Origin of the sequence: Escherichia sp. WS1152 (assembly GCF_046487665.1) — a bacterium.
Taxonomy (GTDB): Bacteria; Pseudomonadota; Gammaproteobacteria; order Enterobacterales; family Enterobacteriaceae; genus Escherichia; species Escherichia coli.
In genome coordinates this window covers 152,901-166,475 of record NZ_JBJQJA010000007.1, presented here as the reverse complement: position 1 = coordinate 166,475, position 13,575 = coordinate 152,901, and the positions used below count along the sequence as shown (strand labels likewise).

Here is a 13,575-nt window from a genome sequence, read left to right as displayed (position 1 = left end):
TCATTGTATTTAAAGGAAATGGCAGAATTTACCGACGATGCCGAGAACCACGGTAACTGCAATCAGACGCAGCGGATTCCAGCCGCGGCGTACCAACCAAAACATGGTCAGGGTGTAGACCAGCGGTAAGAAGGCAGGCATCAATTTATCGATAACATCAGCTTGTAACTTAACCACTGCGTCGCCCGCCGTGATTTCCAGCGTGGTGCTCAAACGAACATAGGTTGCCACCAGCGCGCCGATTACCGTCATCCCAACGATTGACGCAGCATGGCCGACTTTTTTGGTATTCGCTTTAATCAGTGGAATCGCCGCCACGCCCATTCGGTAAGCATAATGCGCCAGACCAAAACGCAGCCCCAGGTGTACCACGTTGAACAGCACAATAAAGACGACTGCGCCAAGAATGGAGCCTTGCAATGCCAGACTGGCTCCAATCCCGCCACAAATCGGCAGTAGCGTTAGCCAGAACATTGCATCGCCAATCCCGCCGAGCGGCGCACCGACGGCAATTTTGGTGCTCTGAATACTGTTAACGTCCTGCTTAGAACGCTCCATCGCAAGGATAATGCCGATAACAAATGTCACCAGAAACGGATGGGTATTGAAGAAACCCATATGCCCCTTCATGGCGCGCGCCAGGTCGCGTTTATTAGTGTGGATCTTTTTCAGAGCAGGCAGCAGACCGTACAACCAGCCGGAAGCCTGCATACGTTCGTAGTTAAAAGACGCTTGTAACAGCATGGAACGCCAGGCGACGCGATTGATATCTTTTTTCGTCAGCTCCGCGCCAATGCTCTGATCTTCATACACGTTTTCATTGACGCCAGTCAGCAATGTTTCTTCGTTTTCACTGATGTTCGGCAGGGTGGTTTGATTAGATGCCATCTTCAAATTCCTCTTTCTGTGCCGCAGGTTGAGTCGGTTCAGGAGATTTACGCAGCAGATCGATCAGCGCCATCGCCAGCGCGGCGGCAGCAATAGCCAGCACCGGTAACTTGAGCCAGGCTGCGGCAACAAAGCCCAGGATGAAGTAGGGGATGTAGACGTTTTTCATCATGATTTTCAGCAGCACGGCAAAACCGATTGCTGGCATGATGCCGCCCGCGACGCCGAGGCCGTCGATTAATCGTTGCGGCAGGACATCAATGATGGTTTTTGCATGTTCCGCGCCGAAGTAGATAGGCAGGAAAGCGCAGAGAAAATAGAAAGTGCCGAGTGCCAGCAGTGCCAGATAGTTTACGCGTTCAATGCCGCGAGTATCGGCGTTCTCCGCCATCCGGTCGCAGCGAGACATCACGCCAGACATCACCGAGAACAGGAAGGTAATCCCCATCTGTACTGCGACAGCGAAAGGTACGGCGACACCGACTGCGACATCGGGTTTCACGCCAGTAGTAATGGCAAACGCCGTGCCGACGATAGTACCGATAATCACGTTAGGCGGCTGTGCGCCCGCCAGCGGGGCCAGCCCCATCCACACCAGTTCCAGCGTACCGCCGGTTAAAATACCGGTATGCAGATCGCCAAGTACCAGCCCGACTAACGGGCCGAGGACCACCGGGCGGTGCATATGGGTTAAGCCGTTAAACATATCCAGGCCAGCGATAAAGGCGATAATGCCCAACGCGAATGCCTGCAACAGACTGATTTCCATGATGAATCCCTCAAAGTAATTTAAAGAGGTCCACAGCAGGCTCTGTCGGGACGCCCTGAACGAAGCATTCCACCCCAGCGGCTTTCAGGTCGTTAAATGCTGCGATATCGCCCGCATCCACAGAAACCGTTTTGGCGATTTGTTGCTTGCCATTGGCGTAGTGCATATTGCCAACGTTAATGCGATTCACCGGAACGCCACCTTTCACCAGCGTCAGGAAATCGGCGGGTGTTTTACAAACCAGCAGGATTTTCTGTCGATCGGCGGCGCGATGAATGTTGTCGATAACTTTTTGCAGCGTCCAGAAACGTACGGCGATCCCTTCTGCCAGTACCATTTCCATCAGGTTTTGTTGTACCGGATCTTCGGCAACCTCATCGTTGGCGACCAGCACCAGATTTGCCCCCGCAAATCCGACCCACTGAACGCCGACCTGACCGTGAATCAAGCGTTCATCAATCCGGCTTAAAACAATATTTGGCATAGCGTGTTCCTCTTTGTTTTGCTTATTGGCCTTCACAGGCTGTGTGGTACTGCGCCAGGATGTCCTGAATATGGTTGATAATGAGTTCCCGTGGCGTTGGCTGCAGCTCGCCGGAGCGAACTTTCACGTACTGCAGCGGCAGATACTGGCTGATCAGCGGCAGCGGAATTGGTGAATCCGCCAGATTACGAACCAGATGAGCGAAAGCGTCATCAATCTGGCTGTCCGGCCAGTAATAGCGCACGCGATCCGAGTAGCTATAACCACGCGCCAGACGACGCGCGTTGCCGTCACCGTGGTAGTGGCTTTGCCAGTATTCCGGGCGGTCGAGCATCACGTTTTCCAGCACCTGACGCAGACCAGAACAGGCTTTTGCTGGCACCAGTTCTTCTTCAATCGCTGCCAGAGAGAACAGAGCTTCACGCAGGGCGAAGGTCAGCGCTGGGCCAACTTTCAGAATGGCAAAGTGGTCAATCACCAGCTGGCGCAGCGATTGCGGCGTTTGATAATCGGTAGAGTGCGCTTCGAAAATCAGCGTTTCGTAGTTTTCGACCATCTGGCTTAAGGCGGTCGCTTTGGCGGGCTGATAATCAATAACGTTGGTGTGATCGAATTCGACGCCGGGTTGAACCACCAGGGCAATGATGCGTGGCCAGATGGCATTCAAACCTTGCTTTTCAAAGGCGTGACGATGGGCTTCCAGCGTGGCGCGGGCGGCATCCGGCGTGGTGACCGCCAGCTCGCTTAAGGTTTCATGCGCGCCGCCAGGTACCGGCACTTCGGTACCAATGACATACTCCAGATCGGCTTCGCCAAAGTGTTCAAGACAGGTTTCTTCCGCCACTTTCGCCAGACGGGCGGCGCGTTCAGCCACGATGTCATCAGTTAAGGGAATTGGATCGTCCTGACAGGACATGCTGCAATCAAGGTGGATTTTTTTGAATCCTGCCGCAACGTAGCTTTTAATCAAATCATCGGCATTGGCCATTGCCTGAGCGACTGGCAGGTTTTGCCAGCGGTTTGGCCCCAGATGGTCACCACCCAGAATCAACGCATCCTGCGGGAAATTCAACGAGTCGGCGAGCTGACAAACAAAGCCGCGAAAATCGGCGGGCGTCATTCCGGTATAACCGCCGAACTGGTCTACCTGATTGGAGGTTGCTTCAATCAGTAACGGCGTTTGGTTTGCACTGGCGTAGCGGATTGCAGCCTCCAGCACCAGCGGATGTGCGGAACAAACGGCATAAATTCCATTTGTTTTGCCCGCTTTGTGCTGTCTCACCATTTCTGTCAGATGTTTCACTTTCCTCTCCAGTTCAGATTACTGCGATATTAATCTTTCGTTTTGTTTCAGTTGATACTGCGTCATGGTGAGATAAAAATAAAACGAAAGATAATGGTTTTCTGATCTGATTCACAAAAGAAACATAATGAAAGTCACTGAAACGAGAGTAGCTTGCGTCAATGGGCAAGGTGGGCTTGCATTTGCTTAATAGAAAGGCGTTAATAGGCAAAACGAAATGAAACGAAAGTTTTACGAAAGGACTTACTATGAGTAATACCGACGCTTCAGGTGAGAAGCGAGTGACAGGCACCAGCGAGCGACGAGAACAGATCATTCAGCGTCTGCGACTGCAAGGGAGTGTGCAGGTTAACGATCTGTCGGCATTGTATGGCGTATCTACTGTGACGATCCGCAACGATCTGGCGTTTCTGGAAAAGCAGGGGATCGCTGTGCGTGCCTATGGTGGCGCGTTGATCTGCGATAGCACAACGCCGTCAGTCGAGCCATCAGTGGAAGATAAAAGCGCGCTGAACACCGCAATGAAACGCAGCGTTGCGAAAGCTGCCGTTGAGTTGATTCAGCCAGGTCATCGGGTGATCCTCGATTCCGGGACCACCACTTTTGAGATTGCTCGTCTGATGCGCAAGCACACTGACGTAATTGCGATGACCAACGGTATGAACGTGGCTAATGCTTTGCTGGAAGCGGAAGGCGTTGAGCTGCTGATGACCGGCGGGCATTTGCGCCGTCAGTCGCAATCTTTTTACGGCGATCAGGCTGAGCAATCGCTGCAAAATTACCACTTCGATATGCTGTTTCTTGGTGTAGATGCGATTGATCTGGAGCGCGGCGTCAGCACGCATAATGAAGATGAAGCCCGTTTAAACCGCCGGATGTGCGAAGTTGCGGAACGGATCATCGTAGTCACCGATTCCAGTAAGTTCAACCGCTCCAGTTTACATAAGATCATTGATACTCAACGTATCGACATGATCATTGTTGATGAAGGCATTCCTGCGGATAGTCTGGAAGGACTGCGAAAGGCTGGGGTTGAAGTGATTCTGGTCGGGGAGTGAGAAAGGGTGCCCGCTGGTCAACACGAATGCGTTCGGCGGGCATTGTGAACACCATCAATGGGTTTCTTCTGTCTCTCGGGTGAGGGTTTCCCAGTCGGCAGGAGGATGTCCTCTTTTTAACATTTTGCTGAATACGGTATAGGCATCTGTTTTTTTACCGTAGGTGCGCAGCGTGTTTTCATCGTTCATCCATCCCAGAATGATGACTTTCTCTTTTTCACTATAACGAAAGAAGAGACGATAACGACCAGCACCAAATTTTACCCGTGACCAGTCTTTATTTTTCCCAGAGCCTAACGACTTGCCATGACGGAATGCCGGTGATGATGGATTGACCGTGATATGCTCCTCAATCACTTTATGGACTACCGCCAATAACTTTGTGGCGGCTTTTCTCTGATAATTTTCAGGATCTTTTCCCTTTAATGTCTCGACTTCGGCAACTAAAGCGTCGTAGGTTTCCTGAAAACAGGGATGAGTATATAGCGCCCAACCATTAACCCTTTGTGGAAAATCCATTATTCGTCGTCGCCAATCTCATCATCAATGTTGACGTCCATGCCAGCGACAAGTTTCTTTCCTTGTTGAATGTTGAATGGACGAGTTTTTTGCGGGTTGTTCTGGATATCTGCATCCAGAAAACGCAAAAATGCATTCATAGTATGATCCTCCTGTTCATCTCCCAGTCGGCACATAAATACTTGCCCACCAGGCAGAATTTCGTAATGAATGCTGTCCTGGCCTGGCTTCAGTTTTAAGGCCTCACGCACTGGCGCGGGGATAGTTGTTTGTCCGCGTATCGTGACCTTTGATTCAGTGGTCAGTACAGCGTGAGAGCGAGCATTAGCGGGCATGATTCACTGTCCTTTTACAGCCTGTTTTCTGCTCAAATTATAAGCTTGAACTAAGGTAATGCAAATGCATTATTAATGGACGTGGGGGCTTTAAACAATAAAAACATGGCACTAAGGCCATGTTTTGCGAGGGACGTTCCAAAAGAAATCAGGTCACCGGTGCTGGGTTAAACACCGCCAGCTGGTTATGCAGTCCCCATTGATCCGAGAAGGTTTTCTTCTTCCCGCTGGCGACGTCGAGAATAAAGTGGAACAACTTCCAGCCCACCTCTTCAATGGTTTCTTCGCCGGTGGCGATAGTGCCCGCGTTAATATCCATTAAATCAAACCAGCGGTTCGCCAGCTCGGTGCGGGTCGCCATTTTAATGACGGGTACCGCCATCAGGCCGTACGGCGTACCACGACCGGTCGTAAACACTTGCACGGTGATACCCGAAGCCACCTGTTGCGTGCCACAGACAAAATCGCTGGCTGGCGTCGCGGCGTAAATTAATCCGCGTTTAGTCGGGCGTTGACCGGGCGACAGCACTTCAACAATTGCACTTTTACCCGATTTAGCAATGGAGCCGAGCGCTTTCTCCACTACATTTGCCAGACCGCCTTTCTTGTTGCCCGGCGAAGGGTTGGCGCTGCGGTCGGTTTTTCCCATATTGAGATAGTTATCGTACCACTCCATCTCCTCCAGCAGCCGTTTGCCGACCTCTTCGTTCACTGCGCGTGGTGTCAGCAGATGGATCGCGTCACGCACTTCCGTGACTTCTGAGAACATCACCGTTGCGCCGCAGCGCACCAGTAGATCAGACGCATACCCAACCGCCGGGTTTGCCGTTACGCCAGAAAAGGCATCGCTGCCACCGCACTGCATGCCGACAACCAGTTCTGAAGCCGGACAGGTTTCTCGCTGACGTTGATTCAGTTTTTGTAAATGGCGTTCGGCGACCTGCAAAATATCCTCGACCATGGACTGAAAACCGACATGCTTTTCATCCTGCAAACTGACAATGCTGGCGCTTTCTACTGGAATAGCTTGCACATCATCCGTTCCAGTCAGCAGGCGCTCAGGCTGCAACTTTTCACAACCCAGGCCAATCACCATTACTTCGCCGCCAAAGTTAGGATTCAGCGAAATATTGTGAATGGTACGGATAGGTACAACTGCCGCCGGAGCGTTAATCGCCACGCCACAACCGTACAGATGATTCAGCCCCACCACGCCATCGACGTTCGGGTATTTCGGCAGCAGATCGCGTTCAATGATTTTTACTACGTAGTCCACCACGCCTGCCACACAGTGGACGCTGGTGGTGATGCCGAGCAGGTTTTTGGTGCCCACGCTGCCATCGGCATTGCGATAGCCCTCAAAGGTGTATCCTTCCAGCGGCGGTAAGGGTTCCGGGACTTTGGTTGCCAGTGGCAGCGTGTGTAACGGCGGCGCTTCCGGTAGTACAACCATTGATTCGTCGATCCAGCTTCCGCGTGGGATTGCACGCACGGCGTAACCAATCACTTCGCCATAACGAATAATTTCACCATTAGCCGGAATGTCCAGCAATGCGACTTTATGCCCCTGGGGAATATGTTCAATTAATTCCAGCCCATCCGGAAAACGCGTTCCCGCTTTCAGGCCATTATCATTAACAATAATTGCCACATTATCTGTGTCGTGAACTTTTATATAAAACGCAGTTGGCGTTTCTTGTCTGATTTCGATGTTGGCCATTGTGCAATATTCTCCAGCCAGGGGTTATTAAAATGAGGACCTGGTCTCATTTAAAAATAAATGACTTCATTGGGTGAAATAAGAATGTCAGGAGTTTAAATGCAGAAATGTGATCAATGTCAATCATTTCAGGGATTGCAATGCCGCCCGGCAAGGTAAAGCGCAAATCTGTGCTTTAGCGCGCAACCTTATGTGCATATGCTCAAAATAATATTTAAATAGTATTAATTAAATTAGCATTTGCACAATGATTATTATTCTCGCGCTGCTTATACTAATTCCCGAGTTCATTGTCGTTACGGCATAAATGAAACTCATAAATAACACCTTCCCCATAATAATAAAAATCAGCATAAGTACCCGAGGTAAATAAAATGATTCTGGACACCGTTGACGAAAAAAAGAAAGGCGTGCATACCCGATATTTAATATTACTGATTATTTTTATTGTTACCGCCGTTAACTACGCCGATCGTGCAACGCTGTCTATTGCTGGTACCGAAGTGGCAAAAGAGTTGCAGTTAAGTGCGGTTTCGATGGGTTACATCTTTTCTGCTTTTGGCTGGGCCTACTTGCTGATGCAAATCCCCGGCGGCTGGCTGCTTGATAAGTTTGGCTCGAAAAAAGTTTACACCTATAGCCTCTTTTTCTGGTCGCTATTCACCTTCCTGCAAGGCTTTGTTGATATGTTCCCGCTGGCCTGGGCAGGGATCTCCATGTTCTTTATGCGCTTTATGCTGGGGTTTTCGGAAGCGCCATCATTCCCGGCGAACGCCCGTATTGTCGCCGCCTGGTTCCCGACGAAAGAACGTGGTACTGCCTCCGCCATCTTTAACTCGGCGCAATATTTCTCGCTGGCGCTCTTTTCGCCGCTGCTTGGCTGGCTGACTTTCGCCTGGGGCTGGGAGCACGTCTTTACCGTTATGGGGGGGATTGGTTTTGTGCTGACGGCGCTGTGGATAAAGTTGATTCATAACCCGACAGATCACCCACGTATGTCTGCGGAAGAGCTGAAGTTTATCTCTGAAAATGGCGCGGTGGTCGATATGGACCACAAAAAGCCGGGCAGTGCGGCAGCAAGCGGACCCAAACTGCATTACATCAAGCAATTGCTCTCTAACCGCATGATGCTTGGCGTATTTTTCGGACAATATTTTATCAACACCATCACCTGGTTCTTCCTCACCTGGTTCCCGATTTATCTGGTGCAGGAAAAAGGTATGTCGATTCTGAAAGTGGGTCTGGTCGCCTCGATTCCAGCACTGTGTGGTTTTGCGGGCGGCGTGCTGGGAGGTGTCTTCTCGGATTATCTGATCAAACGCGGTTTATCCCTGACCCTGGCACGTAAGCTACCGATTGTGCTGGGAATGTTGCTGGCTTCCACCATCATCTTATGTAACTACACCAACAACACCACGCTGGTGGTCATGCTGATGGCGCTGGCTTTCTTTGGCAAAGGATTTGGTGCGCTGGGCTGGCCGGTGATTTCTGACACCGCGCCGAAAGAGATTGTTGGCCTCTGCGGCGGCGTCTTTAACGTCTTTGGCAATGTTGCCTCCATTGTCACTCCACTGGTGATTGGCTACCTGGTAAGTGAACTGCACTCCTTCAATGCAGCACTGGTTTTCGTGGGATGTTCAGCGCTGATGGCGATGGTCTGCTACCTCTTCGTAGTTGGCGACATTAAACGTATGGAATTGCAGAAATAAGCAAAGGTATAAGCGATGAATAACGATGTTTTCCCGAATAAATTCAAAGCCGCACTGGCTGCGAAACAGGTACAAATTGGTTGCTGGTCAGCACTCTCTAACCCGATTAGCACTGAAGTTCTTGGTTTGGCTGGGTTTGACTGGCTGGTGCTGGATGGCGAACATGCGCCAAACGATATCTCCACGTTTATTCCGCAGTTAATGGCCCTGAAAGGCAGCGCCAGCGCGCCAGTAGTACGAGTGCCGACCAACGAGCCGGTAATTATTAAGCGTCTTCTGGATATCGGTTTCTATAACTTCCTGATTCCTTTTGTAGAAACAAAAGAGGAAGCAGAGCAGGCGGTGGCATCGACGCGTTATCCGCCAGAAGGCATTCGCGGCGTCTCCGTTTCTCACCGCGCCAATATGTTTGGCACCGTGGCGGATTATTTCGCTCAGTCGAACAAGAACATCACTATTCTGGTCCAGATAGAAAGTCAGCAGGGCGTAGATAACGTCGATGCTATTGCCGCTACCGAAGGCGTAGACGGCATCTTCGTCGGCCCCAGCGATCTGGCCGCGGCATTAGGCCATCTCGGCAATGCATCACACCCGGATGTACAAAAAGCAATTCAGCACATTTTTAACCGTGCCAGCGCGCACGGCAAACCCAGCGGTATCCTCGCGCCGGTCGAAGCCGATGCGCGTCGTTATCTGGAATGGGGCGCGACGTTTGTGGCTGTCGGCAGCGATCTCGGCGTCTTCCGCTCTGCCACTCAGAAACTGGCTGATACCTTTAAAAAATAACCACCACCGCAACAAGAGAGATGATTGATATGACTATGAAAGTTGGTTTTATTGGCCTGGGGATTATGGGTAAACCAATGAGTAAAAACCTTCTGAAAGCAGGTTACTCGCTGGTGGTTGCTGACCGTAACCCAGAAGCTATTGCTGACGTGATTGCTGCAGGTGCAGAAACAGCTTCTACGGCTAAAGCGATCGCTGAACAGTGCGACGTCATCATAACCATGCTGCCAAACTCCCCTCATGTGAAAGAGGTGGCGCTGGGTGAGAATGGCATTATTGAAGGCGCGAAGCCAGGTACGGTATTGATCGATATGAGTTCTATCGCACCGCTGGCAAGCCGTGAAATCAGCGAAGCGCTGAAAGCGAAAGGCATTGATATGCTGGATGCTCCGGTGAGCGGCGGTGAACCGAAAGCCATCGACGGTACGCTGTCAGTGATGGTGGGCGGCGACAAGGCTATTTTCGACAAATACTATGATTTGATGAAAGCGATGGCGGGTTCCGTGGTGCATACCGGGGAAATCGGTGCAGGTAACGTCACCAAACTGGCAAATCAGGTCATTGTGGCGCTGAATATTGCTGCGATGTCAGAAGCGTTAACGCTGGCAACTAAAGCGGGCGTTAACCCGGACCTGGTTTATCAGGCAATTCGTGGTGGGCTGGCGGGCAGTACCGTGCTGGATGCCAAAGCGCCGATGGTGATGGACCGCAACTTCAAACCGGGCTTCCGTATTGATCTGCATATTAAGGATCTGGCGAATGCGCTGGATACTTCTCACGGCGTCGGCGCACAACTGCCGCTCACAGCTGCGGTTATGGAGATGATGCAGGCACTGCGTGCAGATGGTTTAGGAACGGCGGATCATAGCGCCCTGGCGTGCTACTACGAAAAACTGGCGAAAGTCGAAGTTACTCGTTAATGACGTCGTGCCCGGATGGCGTATTGCAATCCGGGCCTGGAATCCAGGCCGAATAAGAGAAACGCCCTCCGGCGTCATGTGGTAACAGGCATAGGTATGAAAATCGTAATCGCCCCAGACTCTTATAAAGAAAGTTTATCTGCCAGCGAGGTTGCGCAGGCGATAGAAAAAGGATTTCGGGAAATTTTTCCTGATGCACAGTACGTTTCTGTTCCTGTTGCCGACGGTGGCGAAGGAACGGTGGAAGCGATGATTGCAGCCACCCAGGGTTCCGAACGTCACGCCTGGGTTACAGGGCCGCTGGGCGAGAAAGTGAATGCCAGTTGGGGGATCTCCGGCGATGGCAAAACCGCGTTTATTGAAATGGCGGCGGCCAGTGGGCTGGAGCTGGTACCTGCGGAAAAACGCGATCCACTCGTGACCACTTCACGCGGCACAGGCGAGTTAATCCTGCAGGCGCTGGAGAGCGGCGCGACAAACATTATTATCGGCATTGGCGGCAGCGCTACAAATGATGGCGGCGCAGGCATGGTACAGGCGCTGGGGGCGAAATTATGCGACGCCAACGGCAATGAAATTGGTTTTGGCGGCGGTAGTCTTAATACTCTGAATGATATTGATATTTCCGGCCTCGATCCGCGCTTAAAAGATTGCGTCATTCGCGTCGCTTGTGATGTCACCAATCCGCTGGTGGGCGATAACGGCGCATCGCGCATCTTTGGCCCACAAAAGGGAGCCAGTGAAGCGATGATTGTTGAGCTGGACAATAACCTCTCTCACTATGCCGAGGTCATTAAAAAAGCGCTGCATGTTGATGTGAAAGATGTCCCCGGCGCAGGAGCTGCTGGCGGTATGGGAGCGGCGCTGATGGCGTTTCTTGGTGCGGAACTGAAAAGTGGTATTGAAATCGTCACTACGGCGCTGAATCTGGAGGAACATATTCACGATTGTACGCTGGTGATCACCGGTGAAGGGCGTATTGACAGCCAGAGTATTCACGGCAAGGTACCGATTGGCGTCGCAAACGTGGCGAAGAAGTACCATAAACCGGTGATTGGCATTGCGGGTAGCCTGACCGATGATGTTGGCGTTGTACATCAGCATGGTATTGATGCGGTCTTCAGCGTACTGACCAGCATTGGTACGTTGGACGAAGCATTCCGCGGGGCTTATGACAATATCTGCCGTGCTTCACGTAATATCGCCGCGACACTGGCGATTGGAATGCGCAACGCGGGGTGACAAGGGCGCGCAAACCCTCTATACTGCGCGCCGAAGCTGACCAGACAGTCGCCGCTTCGTCGTCGTCCTCTTCGGGGGAGACGGGCGGAGGGGAGGAAAGTCCGGGCTCCATAGGGCAGGGTGCCAGGTAACGCCTGGGGGGGAAACCCACGACCAGTGCAACAGAGAGCAAACCGCCGATGGCCCGCGCAAGCGGGATCAGGTAAGGGTGAAAGGGTGCGGTAAGAGCGCACCGCGCGGCTGGTAACAGTCCGTGGCACGGTAAACTCCACCCGGAGCAAGGCCAAATAGGGGTTCATAAGGTACGGCCCGTACTGAACCCGGGTAGGCTGCTTGAGCCAGTGAGCGATTGCTGGCCTAGATGAATGACTGTCCACGACAGAACCCGGCTTATCGGTCAGTTTCACCTGATTTACGTAAAAACCCGCTTCGGCGGGTTTTTGCTTTTGGAGGGGCAGAAAGATGAATGACTGTCCACGACACTATACCCAAAAGAAAGCGGCTTATCGGTCAGTTTTACCTGATTTAACGAAAACCCGCCAGCGTAAACTGGCGGGTTTTTGCTTTTGGTGCACAGGGTAAGATGAATAAATATCTACGGTATTAATAATAGACTTTGTAAGAAGTTATTAAGTCTATATTGCATTTAAAAGGTCGTAATTATACGTATAGTCCTCTCTGGTAAAATATTGGTTCTCTGAGTTATATGCTTCATATGTGTTATATTCCCCGACCTCAAAACCATTGTCCGGAGAATTTTCGTCTTTCTCGAGGGTGTTATCTGAAAGTAACTCTTCTGAGCTAGAGTCTTCTATGTTTAAATCCATAGTATAATTAATTTGGGGAATGACCAGATAAGCATTTTCTTTGATATTTTCATAATCTTCAATGATTATGTCGATATAATCATGTATTTTTTTCTGATGAGAAATCTATCATCTCTGGTAATTTAATTCTGTTCAAGAAATTATTGATTTTCGATGAGCTTTTATATATTTCTTTTGTTAATTCATTTTCTAATTTATCTGTAAGAGTTGCTCTTGGTATAGGTTTTATAATTGCAAATCTCATGATTTTTAATTGTTCTTCGGTAATATCTCCAAGCTCATTTAAACAACTTTCGACAAGCTTAATTTTTTCTTCAGAATACATATCGCTAATGCTTGTTAGAACAGGCGTTATTTTTAGTAAATAATCCCAGGAGATTGTGGTGTTTTGTTTTGAACTAACGAAATTTACCTGAAACATGTTGGCATTAGTAAAATCTGTGTCATCCAATTTAAAAGGATTTAAAATTGCATTGGCCATATGTTTATCTGTAAAATCATAAAGTTCTAAATCGACATTCCGTAAGTCCAGAGAGGATAGATCAACTACACCTCCAGTTCCACAACTAAAAACTACGTTTAACCTCCTGATTTCATTGTAAATATCTTTCAATGGACAATTAACATTGATATTGCCTGTGGATATTTCCTGGTTTTTTAACGGTTCATTAATTGTAAGTTCGCAGGTATTGTCTGATCGTTGAATAATTCGGGCGTTATAACCAAAAAAATCCATACGAAGAGACGAATCATTATAAAGAATTACATTTTGTAAGTACGCTAATTCTTTTTGAAAATCACCAGTGATAACACATTTCCCACCTGGTTGTAACGCGTTAAGTAAAGTGACCATTTCAATAGAGGTCTGTTTTAGTTTTTCTATACCTGGTGCTAGTGCTTCGAGGTTATTAACTATGGGGCTTTCAGGAAGGTCATTCATTTTTCGACGGACTAAATCACTACTAATATCATTACCAATTGATGAAACAGGGAACATTATTTTATCCTTTATAAA

The 13,575-nt window shown here is 49.9% G+C and carries 12 protein-coding genes, 1 other RNA gene and 1 pseudogene; 6 read left to right on the top strand and 8 right to left on the bottom strand.

Going from position 1 to position 13,575, the window contains the following annotated elements; translation table 11 throughout:
- Positions 1-9: 9 nt before the first annotated feature.
- The 4 genes from agaE to kbaZ are packed head-to-tail and all read right to left on the bottom strand — an operon-like array spanning position 10 to position 3,444.
- Positions 10-888 carry a PTS N-acetylgalactosamine transporter subunit IID gene (agaE, locus tag ACJHW7_RS13445; RefSeq protein ID WP_021557244.1) on the bottom strand — a complete coding sequence of 293 codons (879 nt, stop codon included), beginning with the start codon at positions 886-888 and terminating at the stop codon, positions 10-12.
- Positions 878-1,657, bottom strand: a complete 780-nt coding sequence (agaW, locus tag ACJHW7_RS13440; RefSeq protein ID WP_000406214.1) for a PTS N-acetylgalactosamine transporter subunit IIC — start codon at positions 1,655-1,657, stop codon at positions 878-880. The genes agaE and agaW overlap by 11 nt, the downstream gene beginning before the upstream one ends.
- Positions 1,658-1,667: 10 nt before the next feature.
- Positions 1,668-2,141, bottom strand: coding sequence for a PTS N-acetylgalactosamine transporter subunit IIB (agaV, locus tag ACJHW7_RS13435; RefSeq protein ID WP_001295547.1), 474 nt, complete (start codon positions 2,139-2,141; stop codon positions 1,668-1,670).
- A gap of 22 nt (positions 2,142-2,163) precedes the next feature.
- A complete protein-coding gene (kbaZ, locus tag ACJHW7_RS13430) occupies positions 2,164-3,444 on the bottom strand; it encodes a tagatose-bisphosphate aldolase subunit KbaZ (protein ID WP_021557243.1) in 1,281 nt (426 codons plus the stop codon).
- Positions 3,445-3,692: 248 nt separating this feature from the next.
- On the opposite strand from kbaZ, the gene agaR reads away from it, so the two are divergent.
- Positions 3,693-4,502: an aga operon transcriptional regulator AgaR gene (gene agaR / locus ACJHW7_RS13425; RefSeq protein ID WP_000072174.1), complete on the top strand. Its 810-nt coding sequence runs from the start codon at positions 3,693-3,695 to the stop codon at positions 4,500-4,502.
- A gap of 54 nt (positions 4,503-4,556) precedes the next feature.
- Here agaR and yhaV read toward each other — a convergent pair whose 3' ends face one another.
- The 3 genes from yhaV to garD all read right to left on the bottom strand — a co-directional run bounded on the left by yhaV (position 4,557) and on the right by garD (position 7,076).
- A complete protein-coding gene (yhaV, locus tag ACJHW7_RS13420; RefSeq protein WP_000347278.1) occupies positions 4,557-5,021 on the bottom strand; it encodes a type II toxin-antitoxin system ribonuclease toxin YhaV in 465 nt (154 codons plus the stop codon).
- On the bottom strand, positions 5,021-5,356 hold the full coding sequence (prlF, locus tag ACJHW7_RS13415) for a type II toxin-antitoxin system antitoxin PrlF (protein ID WP_001307405.1): 336 nt from the start codon (positions 5,354-5,356) through the stop codon (positions 5,021-5,023). Before prlF ends, yhaV begins: the two co-directional genes overlap by 1 nt.
- 148 nt (positions 5,357-5,504) lie before the next feature.
- Positions 5,505-7,076: a galactarate dehydratase gene (gene garD / locus ACJHW7_RS13410; protein ID WP_001273763.1), complete on the bottom strand. Its 1,572-nt coding sequence runs from the start codon at positions 7,074-7,076 to the stop codon at positions 5,505-5,507.
- Positions 7,077-7,450: 374 nt separating this feature from the next.
- Between garD and garP the strand changes: the two genes are divergently transcribed.
- The 5 genes from garP to rnpB all read left to right on the top strand — a co-directional run bounded on the left by garP (position 7,451) and on the right by rnpB (position 12,142).
- The gene (gene garP, locus ACJHW7_RS13405; RefSeq protein WP_000599633.1) at positions 7,451-8,785 is read left to right on the top strand and encodes a galactarate/glucarate/glycerate transporter GarP; all 1,335 of its coding nucleotides are present in this window, start codon (positions 7,451-7,453) and stop codon (positions 8,783-8,785) included.
- Positions 8,786-8,800: 15 nt separating this feature from the next.
- Positions 8,801-9,571, top strand: a complete 771-nt coding sequence (garL, locus tag ACJHW7_RS13400) for a 2-dehydro-3-deoxyglucarate aldolase (RefSeq protein ID WP_001058227.1) — start codon at positions 8,801-8,803, stop codon at positions 9,569-9,571.
- 29 nt (positions 9,572-9,600) lie between these two features.
- On the top strand, positions 9,601-10,491 hold the full coding sequence (garR, locus tag ACJHW7_RS13395) for a 2-hydroxy-3-oxopropionate reductase (RefSeq protein ID WP_001303675.1): 891 nt from the start codon (positions 9,601-9,603) through the stop codon (positions 10,489-10,491).
- A gap of 96 nt (positions 10,492-10,587) precedes the next feature.
- Positions 10,588-11,733 (top strand): glycerate 2-kinase, encoded by a 1,146-nt coding sequence (garK, locus tag ACJHW7_RS13390; protein ID WP_001301934.1) that lies wholly within the window; start codon positions 10,588-10,590, stop codon positions 11,731-11,733.
- Between the two features lie 32 nt (positions 11,734-11,765).
- An RNA gene (gene rnpB / locus ACJHW7_RS13385) (RNase P RNA component class A) lies at positions 11,766-12,142 on the top strand.
- 226 nt (positions 12,143-12,368) lie between these two features.
- On the opposite strand, the pseudogene ACJHW7_RS13380 reads toward rnpB, so the two are convergent.
- Positions 12,369-13,557 (bottom strand): annotated as a pseudogene (locus ACJHW7_RS13380) (YhaC family protein).
- Between the last annotated feature and the right edge of the window lie 18 nt (positions 13,558-13,575).

Coding starts and splice junctions, on each gene's coding strand:
- agaE (WP_021557244.1), bottom strand. CDS start 888: ATGGCATCTAATCAAACCACCCTGCCGAACATCAGTGAAAACGAAGAA.
- agaW (WP_000406214.1), bottom strand. CDS start 1,657: ATGGAAATCAGTCTGTTGCAGGCATTCGCGTTGGGCATTATCGCCTTT.
- agaV (WP_001295547.1), bottom strand. CDS start 2,141: ATGCCAAATATTGTTTTAAGCCGGATTGATGAACGCTTGATTCACGGT.
- agaR (WP_000072174.1), top strand. CDS start 3,693: ATGAGTAATACCGACGCTTCAGGTGAGAAGCGAGTGACAGGCACCAGC.
- yhaV (WP_000347278.1), bottom strand. CDS start 5,021: ATGGATTTTCCACAAAGGGTTAATGGTTGGGCGCTATATACTCATCCC.
- prlF (WP_001307405.1), bottom strand. CDS start 5,356: ATGCCCGCTAATGCTCGCTCTCACGCTGTACTGACCACTGAATCAAAG.
- garD (WP_001273763.1), bottom strand. CDS start 7,076: ATGGCCAACATCGAAATCAGACAAGAAACGCCAACTGCGTTTTATATA.
- garP (WP_000599633.1), top strand. CDS start 7,451: ATGATTCTGGACACCGTTGACGAAAAAAAGAAAGGCGTGCATACCCGA.
- garL (WP_001058227.1), top strand. CDS start 8,801: ATGAATAACGATGTTTTCCCGAATAAATTCAAAGCCGCACTGGCTGCG.
- garR (WP_001303675.1), top strand. CDS start 9,601: ATGACTATGAAAGTTGGTTTTATTGGCCTGGGGATTATGGGTAAACCA.
- garK (WP_001301934.1), top strand. CDS start 10,588: ATGAAAATCGTAATCGCCCCAGACTCTTATAAAGAAAGTTTATCTGCC.